Source organism: Pseudomonas sp. RA_35y_Pfl2_P32, from assembly GCF_963970735.1.
Classification (GTDB): domain Bacteria; phylum Pseudomonadota; class Gammaproteobacteria; order Pseudomonadales; family Pseudomonadaceae; genus Aquipseudomonas.
In genome coordinates, this window is sequence record NZ_CAXAQF010000001.1 from 129,267 (window position 1) to 143,122 (window position 13,856).

General features: G+C 61.7%; 11 protein-coding genes. 8 read left to right on the plus strand and 3 right to left on the minus strand.

Features of this window, described 5'->3' with window-relative positions; translation table 11 throughout:
* Nucleotides 1–168: 168 nt before the first annotated feature.
* Complete coding sequence (locus AACY45_RS00640) at nt 169–2,919, minus strand: response regulator (RefSeq protein ID WP_339543676.1); 2,751 nt, start codon at nt 2,917–2,919, stop codon at nt 169–171.
* Nucleotides 2,920–3,126: 207 nt separating this feature from the next.
* Between AACY45_RS00640 and AACY45_RS00645 the strand changes: the two genes are divergently transcribed.
* The 8 genes from AACY45_RS00645 to AACY45_RS00680 all read left to right on the plus strand — a co-directional run bounded on the left by AACY45_RS00645 (nt 3,127) and on the right by AACY45_RS00680 (nt 12,614).
* Complete coding sequence (locus AACY45_RS00645) at nt 3,127–3,849, plus strand: response regulator transcription factor (RefSeq protein ID WP_339543677.1); 723 nt, start codon at nt 3,127–3,129, stop codon at nt 3,847–3,849.
* Complete coding sequence (locus tag AACY45_RS00650; RefSeq protein WP_339543678.1) at nt 3,836–5,197, plus strand: sensor histidine kinase; 1,362 nt, start codon at nt 3,836–3,838, stop codon at nt 5,195–5,197. Before AACY45_RS00645 ends, AACY45_RS00650 begins: the two co-directional genes overlap by 14 nt.
* 118 nt (nt 5,198–5,315) lie before the next feature.
* The gene (cysM, locus tag AACY45_RS00655; RefSeq protein ID WP_166589115.1) at nt 5,316–6,218 is read left to right on the plus strand and encodes a cysteine synthase CysM; all 903 of its coding nucleotides are present in this window, start codon (nt 5,316–5,318) and stop codon (nt 6,216–6,218) included.
* Nucleotides 6,218–7,570: a 23S rRNA (uracil(1939)-C(5))-methyltransferase RlmD gene (rlmD, locus tag AACY45_RS00660; protein ID WP_339543679.1), complete on the plus strand. Its 1,353-nt coding sequence runs from the start codon at nt 6,218–6,220 to the stop codon at nt 7,568–7,570. Before cysM ends, rlmD begins: the two co-directional genes overlap by 1 nt.
* Nucleotides 7,571–7,692: 122 nt before the next feature.
* Nucleotides 7,693–9,936, plus strand: a complete 2,244-nt coding sequence (relA, locus tag AACY45_RS00665) for a GTP diphosphokinase (protein ID WP_339543680.1) — start codon at nt 7,693–7,695, stop codon at nt 9,934–9,936.
* A gap of 95 nt (nt 9,937–10,031) precedes the next feature.
* The gene (gene mazG / locus AACY45_RS00670) at nt 10,032–10,865 is read left to right on the plus strand and encodes a nucleoside triphosphate pyrophosphohydrolase (protein ID WP_339543681.1); all 834 of its coding nucleotides are present in this window, start codon (nt 10,032–10,034) and stop codon (nt 10,863–10,865) included.
* Between the two features lie 24 nt (nt 10,866–10,889).
* A complete protein-coding gene (locus AACY45_RS00675; protein ID WP_339543682.1) occupies nt 10,890–11,432 on the plus strand; it encodes a DUF2058 domain-containing protein in 543 nt (180 codons plus the stop codon).
* Nucleotides 11,433–11,663: 231 nt separating this feature from the next.
* Nucleotides 11,664–12,614 (plus strand): hypothetical protein, encoded by a 951-nt coding sequence (locus AACY45_RS00680; protein WP_339543683.1) that lies wholly within the window; start codon nt 11,664–11,666, stop codon nt 12,612–12,614.
* A gap of 61 nt (nt 12,615–12,675) precedes the next feature.
* Here AACY45_RS00680 and AACY45_RS00685 read toward each other — a convergent pair whose 3' ends face one another.
* Complete coding sequence (locus AACY45_RS00685) at nt 12,676–12,864, minus strand: hypothetical protein (RefSeq protein ID WP_095170347.1); 189 nt, start codon at nt 12,862–12,864, stop codon at nt 12,676–12,678.
* Nucleotides 12,865–13,139: 275 nt separating this feature from the next.
* Nucleotides 13,140–13,853, minus strand: coding sequence for a DUF3108 domain-containing protein (locus tag AACY45_RS00690; protein ID WP_339543684.1), 714 nt, complete (start codon nt 13,851–13,853; stop codon nt 13,140–13,142).
* Between the last annotated feature and the right edge of the window lie 3 nt (nt 13,854–13,856).

Genomic DNA, 13,856 nt, shown 5'->3' on the forward strand with positions numbered 1-13,856 from the left:
CAGGCTGCGTTCGGTGGCGCAGCCGTCGTAAACCCGGCACACGCGGTCTGCCTGACAAACCACTGCGTCTGAATTCACGACGGCTGCGCCACCGAACGCAGGCTTCGCCAGTTGCTACAGGTAAACGTTGAGTTTAATGCCTGGTGCGCCCGGCACCCTTGCCCTGGATCAGGCACTGATCCGGGCTTGCAGGGCCAGGCGGTTGATCGCCCGCTCCAGTTCTTCCAGCGCCGCATGGGCCTTGGGGTCTTGCTGCTTGAGCAGGGTTTCACTGCGCTGGCAGGCTGCGCGCAACTGCGGGACCCCGCAATAGCGTGTGGCGCCGTGCAAGCGGTGGACCCGCTCGATCAAGGCATTGTGGTCATGGCTATGGCGGGCAGCACGGATCGCCTCGCGGTCAGCCGCAAGCGACGCCAGCAGCATGGCCAGCATGTCGGCGGCCAAGTCGGCCTTGCCGGCGGCCAGGCGCAGACCTTCATCCGGGTCAAGCACCAACAGGTCGCTGGTGCTGCCAAAGGAGTCGGCGCGCTCCGGCGCGTGATTGCGCAGCGCCAGCCCCGTCCACTTCAACACCACCTGCGCCAGTTGGCGTTCGCTGATGGGTTTGGTCAGGTAGTCGTCCATGCCGCTTTGCAGCAACGCGCGTTTTTCATTGGCCATGGCGTGCGCCGTGAGGGCGACGATCGGCAGTGGCGTGCAATGCCGCTCACTTTCCCATTGGCGAATGGCTTCGGTGGTCTGGCGCCCGTCCATGCCGGGCATCTGCACATCCATCAGCACCAGGTCGAAGGTTTCGGTCTGCACGGCCTTGATCGCCGCGTAACCACTTTCCACTGCCAGTACCTTGGCTCCCATGTCTTCGAGCAGGGTTTGCACCAGCAACAGATTGGCCGGGTTGTCGTCTACGCAGAGCACCTTGGGTGGACGGCTGGACAGTGGCTCGCCAGGTTCGTTGCGCACCTGCCGTGGGGTCAGCAGGTCGGACAAGGCACGGCGCAATTTGCGGGTGCAGGCCGGCTTGGCCTGCAACTGGCTGTGGGGGTTGGGGACCGAGAGGTGGAACAGCGTCTGTTCGGTGGTCGGGCACAACACCAACACCTTGCAACCCAGGTGCTCAAGGTCCCAGATGTGTTGGTTGAGCCGCTCCGGGGGCATGTCGTTGGAGGTGATACCCAGGACCGCCAGGTCGATCGCGTGTTCGGTCTGATGCGCCACGGTGACGCCGTTGGCCAGGCTTTCCAGGGTGTTGAACGGGGTGACTTCCAGGCCGCAGTCCTGCAGTTGATGCTGCAAGGCCTGGCGTGCCAGCTCATGGTTTTCCAGGACCGCGACGCGTCGCCCCAGCAGTGGTGCGGCGGGCAGGTCCTCGACGTCGTCGCGGGCCTTGGGCAGGCTCAGGCTGATCCAGAATTCCGAGCCTTCGCCCGGAGTACTGTCGACCCCGATCTCGCCGCCCATCTGTTCGATCAACCGCTTCGAGATCACCAGCCCCAACCCCGTGCCGCCGGGCTGGCGGGACAAGGAGTTGTCGGCCTGGCTGAAGGCCTGGAACAGGGCGCGGACATCCTGGTTGGACAGGCCGATGCCCGTGTCCTGAATGCTGATGCGCAATTGCACGCTGTCTTCGAACTCGTCTTCGAGCATGGCGCGGGCAACGATGGTGCCTTCGCGGGTGAACTTGATGGCGTTGCTCACCAGGTTGGTCAGGATCTGCTTGAGGCGCAGCGGATCCCCCACCAGCGACAGCGGTGTGTCGCGGTAGACCAGGCTCACCAGCTCCAGCTGCTTGGCGTGAGCGGCGGGGGCGAGGATGGTCAGGGTGTCCTGCAGCAGGTCGCGCAGGTTGAACGGAATACTGTCGAGCACCAGCTTGCCGGCCTCGATTTTCGAAAAGTCGAGAATCTCGTTGATGATCCCCAGCAGGCTGTCGGCGGACTTTTCGATGGTCCCCAGGTAATCGAGCTGACGCGGGGTGAGTTCGCTCTTTTGCAGCAGGTGGGTAAATCCGAGGATGCCGTTGAGCGGGGTGCGGATCTCGTGGCTCATGTTGGCGAGGAACTCGGACTTGATCCGGCTCGCCTCCAGGGCTTCCTTGCGCGCCAGGTCCAGCTCGATGTTCTGGATCTCGATGGTCTCCAGGTTCTGGCGCACGTCTTCGGTGGCCTGGTCGATGCTGTGCTGCAATTCTTCCTGGGCATTTTGCAGGGTGCTGGCCATGCGGTTGATGCCCGAGGCCAGTTCATCCAGTTCCTGGCTGCCCAGTGGTGGCAGGCGGGTTTCCAGATGGCCGTCCTTGAGCTGGGCCACGGCCTGCTTGATGCTATTGAGCGGGTTATTGATGGTGCGGCCCATGCGCAGGGCGAGCAGGGCGGTGCAGATCAGCCCGCCGACAATCAGCAGCAGGCTGGCGAACAGGCTGCGATAGCCCCGCAGTAACATACCGTTGTGGGACAGCTCCAGCTCGACCCAGCCCAGCAGGCGATCGGCTTCGTCAGGAATCACTTCGCCGGCCAGGTTACGGTGCTTGCCGAACACCGGCAGCAGGTAACGGGTGGCATCGCTGCCGGAGCGGCGCAGCAGGTGCGAGCTGTCACCGGTCGGCGCCTGGTTGAGCATCAAGGGGCCGGCATGCGCCACCAGGCTGCGGTCGGGGGCGAGGAACGACACGGCGCGCACGTCCTGCTGCTCCAGCGACTGGGTGGCGATGCGTTCCAGCAACGCTTCGTTCTGATGACCCATGGCCGGTGCCACCAGGGGCGCCAGCTGTTCGGCGATCATTTCACCGCGCTTGAGCAGTTGGGTCTGCAGGTCGGACTGCTGCATCCAGGTGAAATAGCCCCCCAGGACCAGGGCCATGAGGCTGGTCGGCAGCAAGGTCAGCAGGAGCACGCGACCTTTGATCCCCATTTTTTTCAGCACGCCACTCTCCTGCTCTCACGTCGTTCATCGATCACCGATGCGCCCATCTGGCACGCAATACCTGCGCAGTGTAGCGATTTGCAGGCAGGCAATCTCGGCAAATTGCCCGGCATCGTCGCCAGCTTCATGGCGTCGGGCAGTCTCGCGGGTTGCTCATGACCGGGCAATCTTGAATAATCAGTGATTGAGAATTACTTGCAGAAGCTAATGACTCCCGTACCTGTTGGCCCTCCCCGGATCCTGGCGATAGAAGACGACCTCGTGCTCGGTGCTTATGTGCATGAGCACCTGGGGCGTTGTGGTTTCCAGGTCACCTGGTGCCAGAATGGCAAGGAAGGGCTGGCGCTGGCCCGTACCCAGGCCTTCGACGTGGTGTTGATGGACATTCTGTTGCCGGGCATGGACGGCCTGGCGGTGCTGACCGACCTGCGCACCAGCGACTCGACGCCCGTGCTGCTGATGTCGGCGCTGGGGGCGGAAGCGGATCGCATCAGTGGTTTTCGCCTGGGCGCCGACGACTACCTGCCCAAACCCTTCAGCATGGCCGAGTTGCGCGTGCGCATTGAAGCCATCCTGCGGCGGGTCGCCCTGGACCGCCGCCATGTGCCGCCAACCCTCAACACGGAAGCCCACAGCCTGCGGTTCGACGACGAACTGTGTGATGTGTATTTCGGCGAGCAGTGGGCCGGCCTGACCCGCAGTGAGTACCGGCTGCTGGAGACCTTGAGCCGCAACGGCGACGAAGTCCTGAGCAAGGCCTTCCTTTATCAGCACGTGTTGCAACGCGGCTACGCACCCCACGACCGCAGCCTGGACATGCACATCAGCCAGATCCGGCGCAAGCTCAAGGCCATCGGCTACAGCGAGCGCGAAGTGCGCACGGTGTGGGGCAAGGGTTACGTCTTGAGCGCTGTCGATGAAGTGCTCTGACGTCCCCGGCAAACATTCCCTGTTCTGGAAACTGGCCTGTCTGCTGGTTGCCTTCTGCCTGCTGATGATCGGGTTGAGCTGGTCCTGGGGCCGCTACATGGAAAAGCAAAACCAGTTCCTGTCCCCCGAGGCCCGAGCCACCCTGCTGGGCTACGCCGCCGAGGCCGAGCAGGCCTGGCAGCAGGGACAGCACGCAGGCGTCGATGCCTGGCTGCTGGGCATGGGCCAGCGTGAGAAAGGCTGGGTGGGGGTCATCAGCAATGAGCTGCAATCCTTGGGCAGCCACGAACTGACCGACCCGCAGATCCAGCGCCTGACGTTTTTGCGCGACATGGAGTGGCCGATCCACAGCAAACGCCTGCCCGGGCTGCGTATCCCTTTTCCACAGGATCCGAGCGTCGGCAGCCTGGTGCTCGAATTGCCCAAGCGCTTCATGCCCGGGCGCTACCAAGTGTTCTGGCGGGTGATCACCAACGGGGTGATTCCCGGGCTGTTCACCTTGCTCCTGTGCGTGGGCCTGTACCGCTTGCTGGTGGTCCCGCTGAACAATTTGCGCGAGCAGGCCAACGCCTGGCGGGCGGATCAGTTGGGCGTGCGCCTGTCGAGCCAGACCACCAACCGCAAGGATGAGCTGGGTGAGCTGGGGCGCGCGTTCGATCACATGTCCGAACGCCTGCAAAGCACGGTGGCGCTGCAGCAACAGTTGCTGCGTGACCTGTCCCACGAACTGCGCACCCCGCTGAGTCGCCTGCGGGTGGCCAGCGAAAGCGAACAGGACCTGGCGCAACTGCGCGAACGCATCGGCCGTGAGGTCGACGGCATGCAGCGCCTGGTCGAGGACACCCTGCAACTGGCCTGGCTCGACACCGAGCGTGCGCCCCTGCCGGACGAGGCGATCCAGGTGCAGGCCCTGTGGGAGATGCTCACGGAAAACGCCTGCTACGAAAGCGCCTGGCCCAGTACCCAGCTGCAATGTGCGGTGGGCGCCGAATGCTGGGTGCGCGGTAACCTCAATACCTTGGCCCAGGCCCTGGAAAATATCCTGCGCAACGCCATCCGCCATTCGCCCCAGGGCGCCAGTGTACGCCTCGACGGCCGACGCGATGGCGAGTTCTGGCACCTGTGGCTGGAGGATCAGGGCGGCGGGGTAGCGGAAGCCGACCTGGAACGGATCTTCCTGCCCTTTACCCGCCTCGACGGTTCGCGCCCCGGCAATGGCGGTTTCGGGCTGGGCTTGAGCATTGCCAGGAATGCCGTGCAACGCCAGGGCGGGCAGTTGTGGGCGCAGAACACCGAGGTGGGATTACGCCTGCACCTGCGCTTGCTGGCCCATGCACCGGTCGCTTGATGAGACGCAGGCGTAGCGCTTATAGCTATCAGCCATAAGCACCGCACTTTGCGTGATATGGCCGGCGCACGTTTGCCGGTATGATGGGCGCCCCCGCAGTCTGGATTGCGAATACGCCATGACCTTGCAGTACCCAACTATCGCCGATTGCGTCGGCAACACCCCGCTGGTCCGTTTGCAGCGCCTGCCTGGCGAGACCAGCAACACCCTGCTGCTCAAGCTCGAGGGCAATAACCCGGCGGGTTCGGTCAAGGACCGTCCGGCGCTGTCGATGATCACCCGTGCCGAACTGCGTGGGCAGATCCATGCCGGCGACACCCTGATCGAGGCGACCTCCGGCAACACCGGGATCGCCCTGGCCATGGCGGCGGCGATCAAGGGTTACAAGATGATCCTGATCATGCCCGACAACTCCAGCGCCGAGCGCAAGGCCGCGATGACGGCCTATGGCGCCGAACTGATCCTGGTCAGCCAGGAAGAGGGCATGGAAGGCGCCCGCGACCTGGCCCAGCGCATGGAGGCCGAAGGCCGTGGCAAGGTGCTGGACCAGTTCGCCAACGGGGACAACCCCGAGGCGCACTACACCACCACCGGTCCGGAGATCTGGCGCCAGACCCAGGGCACTATTACCCACTTTGTCAGTTCCATGGGCACCACCGGAACCATCATGGGCGTTTCGCGCTACCTGAAAGAGCAGAGCGCCAGCGTGCAGATCGTCGGTCTGCAGCCGATGGAAGGCTCGGCGATTCCGGGCATCCGGCGCTGGCCCCAGGAATACCTGCCGAAGATCTACCAGGCCGAGCGCGTCGACCGGATCGTCGACATGGCCCAGAGCGAAGCCGAAGACGTGACCCGCCGACTGGCCCGCGAGGAAGGCATCTTCTGTGGCGTGTCCTCGGGTGGCGCGGTGGCGGCGATGTTGCGGCTGTCCCGGGAAGTTGAAAACGCGGTGATCGTCGCGATCATCTGCGACCGGGGCGACCGTTACTTGTCGACCGGCATTTTCGACGCGCCCAACTGATGGCCAAGCAACAGAGAGGCCTGCGTTTCCAGCCCACGGGCGGCAGCAAGGCCCCGCAAATCCCGACCGGTAAAAAGCAGCGCTTGAGCATCGAGCGCCTGGCCAACGATGGTCGTGGCATCGCGTTTTTCGAAGGGCGCACCTGGTTCGTCATCGGCGCCCTGGCCGGCGAGGAGGTCGAGGCGCGGGTCCTGGGCGCCCACGGCAAAGTGGTCGAGGCGCGTACCGAGCGGGTGTTTGTCGCCAATGACCTGCGCCGTCCTGCCCCTTGCGCCCATGCCGGGCGCTGCGGTGGCTGCAGCGTGCAGCATTTGCCCCACAATGAACAACTGGCCCTGAAACAGCGCATGCTCGCCGAGCAGTTGTCGAAGGTGGCAGGGGTCGAGCCCGAGGAGTGGGCCGCACCGTTGAGTGGGGCGGAGTTTGCCTATCGGCGCCGTGCCCGGGTGGCCGTGCGCTGGGACATCAAGGCAAAGAAGCTGGAAGTCGGTTTCCGCGCCGCGGGTAGCCAGGACATCGTCGGTATCGATGATTGCCCGGTGCTGGTACAGCCCTTGCAACCGATCATGAGCCGCTTGCCCGAGATGCTTCGGCGCTTGAGCAAACCCCAGGCCCTGGGGCATGTCGAGTTGTTCGCTGGTTCTTCGCTGGCCGTGCTGCTGCGGCACATGGCGCCGTTGTCCGAGAGCGACCTGAACATCCTCAAGGAATTCTGCGCCTTCCATGACGCCCAGTTGTGGCTGCATGGCGAAGGCGAACCACAACCGGTGGATGCCAGCCAGGCGCTGGGTTATCGACTGGAGCGCTGGAACCTGGAACTGGCGTATCGGCCGGGGGACTTTGTCCAGGTCAATGCCGCGGTCAACGAGGCGATGGTGGCCCAGGCCCTGGACTGGCTGCAGCCTACGGCTGACGAGCGCGTGCTGGACCTGTTCTGTGGCCTGGGCAACTTTGCCTTGCCACTGGCCCAGCAGGTGCGAGAAGTGGTGGCCGTGGAAGGCGTGCAGACCATGGTCGAGCGCGCTGCTGCCAACGCCGCTAGCAACAATCTGCATAACGCCAGGTTTTTTCAGGCCGATTTATCCCAGCCTTTGGCTGATGCCAAATGGGCCGAGGAACGCTTTTGTGCGGTACTCTTGGACCCACCGCGTGACGGTGCTTTCGAGGTGGTGCGCACACTCGCCTCGCTCGGCGCCAAGCGTCTGGTATACGTGTCGTGCAACCCGGCAACGCTGGCGCGCGACACGGTCGAATTGATCAAGCAGGGCTATCGGTTAAAACGTGCCGGGATCCTCGATATGTTTCCTCAGACGGCACATGTCGAGGCCATGGCGTTATTTGAAGCGAGCTAGGATGCTCGTCTGGTCCGACTGGACCGCCCATGCCGCACTCGCAGCAGCCCGGCGAGGGCGAATGGGCAACGAAGGTCAGCGATTTGACGCATTGAAGCTGCGTCGTAGGGAAGGTAAGCAAGATGGTACAGGTGAGAGCACACCAGCCGATCAACACCGACGGCAGTATCAATCTCGAGGCTTGGCTCGATCATGCGGTCAGTGTCGATCCGGCACTGGATCGCGAAGCCTTGAAGGAAGCCTGCGAGTTCGCTCGCCAGGCCGAACAACAAGACAATGCAGCGAAGAATCTGTGGTCCGAAGGCACGTCGAGTTTTCGCACCGGCCTTGAGATCGCGGAAATTCTCGCCGACCTCAAGCTCGACCAGGACTCCCTGGTCGCGGCGATTCTCTACCGTGGCGTGCGCGAAGGCCAGATCCAACTGCCCAACGTCAGCCAGCGCTTTGGCCCGGTGGTTGGCAAGCTGATCGACGGCGTGCTGCGCATGGCGGCCATCAGCGCCAGCCTGAGCCCGCGCCAGTCTTTGGTGCTGGGCACCCAGGGCCAGGTAGAAAACCTGCGCAAGATGTTGGTGGCCATGGTCGACGACGTCCGTGTGGCCCTGATCAAACTCGCCGAGCGTACCTGCGCGATCCGCGCGGTGAAAACCGCCGACGACGAAAAGCGCAACCGGGTTGCCCGGGAAGTGTTCGATATCTACGCGCCGTTGGCCCACCGCCTGGGCATCGGTCATATCAAGTGGGAGCTGGAGGACCTGTCCTTCCGTTACCTTGAGCCGGACCAGTACAAGCAAATCGCCAAGTTGCTGCATGAACGGCGCCTCGACCGCGAGCGCTTCATCAGCGACGTGATGAACCAGTTGCAGAGCGAGTTGCAGGCCACCGGTGTCGACGCCGACATCAGCGGGCGGGCCAAGCACATCTATTCGATCTGGCGCAAAATGCAGCGCAAGGGTCTGGAGTTCAGCCAGATCTACGACGTACGCGCAGTGCGCGTGCTGGTGCCGGAAATGCGCGACTGCTATACCGCGCTGGGCATCGTCCACACACTGTGGCGGCACATTCCCAAGGAGTTCGACGACTACATCGCCAACCCCAAGGAGAACGGCTACCGTTCGCTGCACACGGCGGTGATCGGTCCCGAGGGCAAGGTGCTGGAAGTGCAGATCCGCACCCACGCCATGCACGAAGAGGCCGAGCTGGGGGTCTGTGCGCACTGGCGCTACAAGGGTACCGACGTCAAGTCCGGCTCCAACCACTACGAAGAGAAAATCTCCTGGTTGCGCCAGGTGCTCGAGTGGCACGAGGAGCTGGGGGATATCGGTGGCCTGGCCGAACAGTTGCGGGTCGATATCGAACCGGACCGGGTGTACATCTTTACCCCCGACGGTCATGCCATCGACCTGCCCAAGGGCGCGACGCCACTGGATTTTGCCTACCGCGTGCACACCGAGATCGGCCACAACTGCCGTGGCGCGAAGATCAACGGGCGCATCGTGCCGCTCAACTACAGCCTGCAAACCGGTGAACAGGTCGAGATCATCACCAGCAAACACGGCACCCCGAGCCGCGACTGGCTGAACCCGAACCTGGGCTACATCACCACCTCGCGGGCACGGGCCAAGATTGTCCACTGGTTCAAGTTGCAGGCCCGCGACCAGAACGTCGCGGCCGGCAAGACCTTGCTCGAGCGCGAGCTCAATCGCCTCGGCCTGCCGCAAGTGGATTTCGAGAAGCTGGCCGACAAGGCCAACATGAAAACCGCCGAGGACATGTTCGCCGCCTTGGGTGCGGGCGATCTGCGCCTGGCCCAACTGGTCAACCTGGCGCAGCAACTGGTGGAGCCGGAACGCGGCAACGAACAGTTGGAACTGATCCCGCGCAAGGCCACCGGCTACAAGCCTGGCAAGCGCGGCGACATTCAGATCCAGGGCGTGGGCAACCTGATGACGCAGATGGCCGGCTGCTGCCAGCCGTTGCCGGGCGACGCGATCGTCGGCTACATCACTCAGGGCCGCGGTGTCAGCATTCACCGCCAGGACTGTGCCTCGGTGCTGCAACTGGGCGGGCGCGAGCCCGAACGGATCATCCAGGTCAGTTGGGGGCCGGTGCCGGTGCTCACCTATCCGGTGGACATCATCATCCGCGCCTACGACCGTTCCGGTCTGCTGCGTGACGTCTCGCAAGTGCTGCTCAACGAGCGGATCAACGTGCTGGCGGTCAATACCCGCTCGAACAAAGAGGACAACACCGCGTTGATGTCCCTGACCATCGAGATTCCGGGGCTGGACGCTTTGGGGCGGTTGCTGGGGCGGATTTCCCAGTTGCCGAACATCATTGAGACCCGGCGTAATCGCACACCCTGAAACGGTGGCAACGAGCCTGCTGACGATGGCAATTTACCCGACACACCGCCATCGCGAGCAGGCTCGCTCCTACAGGGGCGAATAGAGACTGATCGATGTATTCACTTGAAGACCTGCTCCACCTCATGGCCCGCCTGCGCGACCCGCAGTACGGCTGCCCGTGGGATATCAAGCAAACCTACGCCAGCATCGTCCCGCACACCCTGGAGGAAGCCTACGAAGTGGCTGACGCCATCGAGCGCGGCGACTTCGATCACTTGCAGGGTGAGTTGGGCGACCTGCTGTTCCAGGTGGTGTACTACAGCCAGTTGGCCCGGGAAGAAGGGCGCTTCGAATTCGCCGGCGTCATCGACAGCATCACTCGCAAACTGATCCGCCGTCATCCCCATGTGTTCCCGACCGGCGAGCTGTATGCGCCGCTGGATGTCCCGCGGCTCAACGAGGAGCAGGTCAAGCAGCACTGGGAGCAGATCAAGGCCCAAGAGCGGGCCGAGAAGTCCCAGGCACCCGAGCAGTTGTCTTTGCTCGACGATGTGCCCAGCGCACTGCCGGCGCTGTCCCGTGCAGCCAAGTTGCAAAAACGCGCCGGGCAGGTGGGGTTCGACTGGCCGCACGCGTTGCCGGTGCTCGACAAGGTGCGCGAAGAGCTCGATGAAGTGCTCCAGGCCATGGCCGATAACGACGAGGCGGCCATCCGTGACGAGGTCGGCGACCTGTTGTTTTCCGTGGTCAATCTGGCGCGTCACCTCAAGGTCGACCCGGAAACCGCGCTGCGCGGGGCCAATGCCAAGTTTGAGCGACGTTTCCGATTTATCGAACAGGCATTGCGCGACACCCACCGACCCATGGAAAATTGCACCCTCGAAGAGTTGGACGCCCTGTGGGGCGAAGCCAAACGTCAGGAAAAGAATTTGCCCAGCTGCGGTTGAGCAGTTGCCTAAGTGAGTAAGCACATGAGCATTTCCCTTCGCGACCAGTTGCTCAAAGCAGGGCTGGTCAACCAAAAGCAGGCCAAGCAGGTCGGCAAAGAAAAGCAGAAGCAACAACGCCTGGCTCATAAGGGCCAGATCGAGCTCGACGACAGCCAGCAGCGCCTGGCCCAGGAGGCCATGGCCGAGAAGGTCAAGCGCGACCAGGAGCTCAACCGCCAGCAGCAGGAGAAGGCCGAACAGAAGGCCCGTGCCGCGCAGATCAAGCAACTGATTGAAGTCTCGCGCCTGCCCAAGCTCACCACCGAGGACTACTACAACTTCGTTGACGACAAGAAGGTCAAGCGCCTGTCGGTCAACACCCTGATGCGCAACAAGCTCAGCAGCGGCTCCTTGGCCATCGTGCACCACGCCGGCGGCTACGAAGTGATCCCGCGTGAGGCGGCGCTGAAGATCCAGGAGCGCGACCCACAGCGCATCGTGCAGATGAACGTGCAGACCGAAGAAGTCGATGCCGAGGACGATCCGTACGCGGCCTATCAGATTCCTGATGACCTGATGTGGTAATACGACATGGGTAGTTGGCGACAACTACACATGCGTTAGTACTTCAGAAGGTCAAACATGTTGAGCCCGAAAGAGTGTATCGCTACGCTCTTTCGGGCTCTTCTGTTATACGGCGGTTAATATTTATTCATGTCTGGCTTCAGGTCGGTGTCATGCCGATCCTGCGGTTGAACTTTTAATGGCTCAACGGCAAGGGGAGTATTTGATCTATTAATGATTCTGAGGTGCTTAATGTTTGTGACAATTGCGTCTTTGCAACAACCCACCTTTCATTCGGAGTTCTCCTGGTCGCGTAAACCAGGCCAGAGCATCGTCAGTTATGTCACCCAGGAACTCGATCGGCGAGTTCAATTCGTCAGTGACAGGCTGAACCTGAGTGCCGAACTGACCATCAATGATTACGCCGACAGTCAGTGCTTGTTCTTCACCTTGCCCGAGTTCTTCTGGAACGTCCCCTGGGCCAGTGCTGGCACCGAGGAGGAGCTGCTGCAGTTGAGCAGTTGTTACCTGGAGCAACTGCCGGGGAGTATCGCGCAGCTCATCAAGTGGCTGCCGCTCAATGACTATGGCAGGGTCGTCCTGATGGCCGGCACCTGTGCCAGCTTGATCAAGGTCGAGGATCCTCAAGGTGAATATTTTGAAGTAATCAACTCAGTGTTGCTGGCGAGTAACTTCAAGTTTCTGGACGGCGGCTTCCCGGAGCTATCGATGTGGCCAAAGCGCCATGTTTCCGGTATCGACTTTGGCAGTAATGTCGGCAGTGATGAGTATTATTGGTGCTTTCAGCTTTCAGATAACTTGAAAATCAAGGTGCGCAAGCTAAGTTCGGCACTGTCCGAGCACAATACGGCGCAGGGTTATGGTCCGATGTTATTTAACTCGATGATCGAACAGTGCCCTTTTAGTATTAATGTTTGCCTGGACTACGCGCAGCTCGAAGAGGGCGAGCGAGATGATGAGATGGAGCAGATCGAGGCGAAAATTGATTTCCTGATCGCCTGTGGCATGCCGTTTGATCAACGCCGGCCGTACCCGCCGAGTGTGCAATTTGCGGTGAGGAACGATGGTATGGGCAAGGGGCATTGTCAGTTCGCTAAAGTCAGTTCCGGTCGGATCAGCCACGAACTGGAGGCTGTGAAAGTCGAGGAGACGTTGCACTTTGTGCAACTGGAACTGAACTGAACTGAGTCTGCAGTCGCCAGCCTCGGCGCTTGGCTGGGTTGGCGGCTGCGGTTTTCAAAGGTCAGCGCGTAGCGGTTTCGCGCTGCTGCTCCAGGGTTTCCAGCTCGATGCGGTAGCTGTGAGCATCGCTTTCGGAGTGAAACATCCCCACCAGCAAGTCTTGTTGATGCACATCCCAGATACGGATGCCGGCGGCTACGCCTTCGTGGGACATGTGTGAATCGTCGCGTTCTGTCACTTTAACGGTCATCTGCTAGCTCCAATCCTGATTGATCTGCAGCAAGGCGTGTGCAGGCCTTTGTTATATATTTTGATAGCTTGCTAAGTAAATCCGCAGGATTGGTAACGGTCTGTTACAGAAAATGAGAAAATCCCGCAGCCCGCGCAGGGCGTGACATCCGGTCGCAGGCGGGAAAGTTTCATGACAGAAGTTTCATGAAGGGGGCGGGCGCGCGGGTCGATCACGGCAAATCTGCAGGCAAAAAAAAGCCCCGCTTTCGCGAGGCTTTTGGGTGTTGTCCAGGCTTAGCTGCCTTTGACCGGCTTGCCGTTGACGGTACCGTCCAGGAGCATGATGTTGTACTCCTTGCCGTCTGTTTCTACCTGTTGCAGGCGAACCAGCAAATAGTCCCAGTCCTTGGCGAACCACATCACGGTGATGCGTTTGCTTTGTGTCGGGTCGCGTACCCGCTCCACCTTGATGGCGTCGATCTGGCCGGCCTTGGTGTCGACTTTCTCGGAGCCCAGGACGCGGAAGTCATAGGTATCGACTTCGCCGTCATCGACCACCTGGTAGCTCATGCTTTTCTTGCCAGCGGCGACATCGTGCTGCAGGGCCAACTGGTAGGTGGATTTATCGACCATGCCACGGTTCAGCGGGATCTTGACCGCGTCACCACGATCGGTGCCGGTGACCATCTTGGTGGTCCAGTCGAAATCCAGGTCAGCCTTCTTGGCCTTGCCCAGACCGCCACGCTCGAAATGATACGACTGCGGCAGCAGGGTGTCCTTGTCGAGTGTCAGGGTGCTTTCTTCGGTCAGGCTGGCAATCATCATGGAGGCCTTGAAGCTGAGCTTCCAGACACCATTGGCTTGTTTGGCCAGGCTGCGTTCGGCGGTGCCGCTCATCGGCAGCTGTTTCCAGTCGGCGGTGTAGCTGGCGGAGAACGGTTGAAGGTCTGCAGCCTGCGCAAGTGGCAGGGCGAACAGAGCGCAAGCGAAGAGCAGGGCGCGACGCATAAT

Bases quoted from the DNA above. Each gene is read 5' to 3' on its own strand.
- relA (WP_339543680.1), top strand. From the start codon at position 7,693: ATGGTACAGGTGAGAGCACACCAGCCGATCAACACCGACGGCAGTATC.
- AACY45_RS00690 (WP_339543684.1), bottom strand. From the start codon at position 13,853: ATGCGTCGCGCCCTGCTCTTCGCTTGCGCTCTGTTCGCCCTGCCACTT.
- AACY45_RS00675 (WP_339543682.1), top strand. From the start codon at position 10,890: ATGAGCATTTCCCTTCGCGACCAGTTGCTCAAAGCAGGGCTGGTCAAC.
- AACY45_RS00685 (WP_095170347.1), bottom strand. From the start codon at position 12,864: ATGACCGTTAAAGTGACAGAACGCGACGATTCACACATGTCCCACGAA.
- cysM (WP_166589115.1), top strand. From the start codon at position 5,316: ATGACCTTGCAGTACCCAACTATCGCCGATTGCGTCGGCAACACCCCG.
- AACY45_RS00680 (WP_339543683.1), top strand. From the start codon at position 11,664: ATGTTTGTGACAATTGCGTCTTTGCAACAACCCACCTTTCATTCGGAG.
- rlmD (WP_339543679.1), top strand. From the start codon at position 6,218: ATGGCCAAGCAACAGAGAGGCCTGCGTTTCCAGCCCACGGGCGGCAGC.
- AACY45_RS00650 (WP_339543678.1), top strand. From the start codon at position 3,836: ATGAAGTGCTCTGACGTCCCCGGCAAACATTCCCTGTTCTGGAAACTG.
- AACY45_RS00645 (WP_339543677.1), top strand. From the start codon at position 3,127: ATGACTCCCGTACCTGTTGGCCCTCCCCGGATCCTGGCGATAGAAGAC.
- mazG (WP_339543681.1), top strand. From the start codon at position 10,032: ATGTATTCACTTGAAGACCTGCTCCACCTCATGGCCCGCCTGCGCGAC.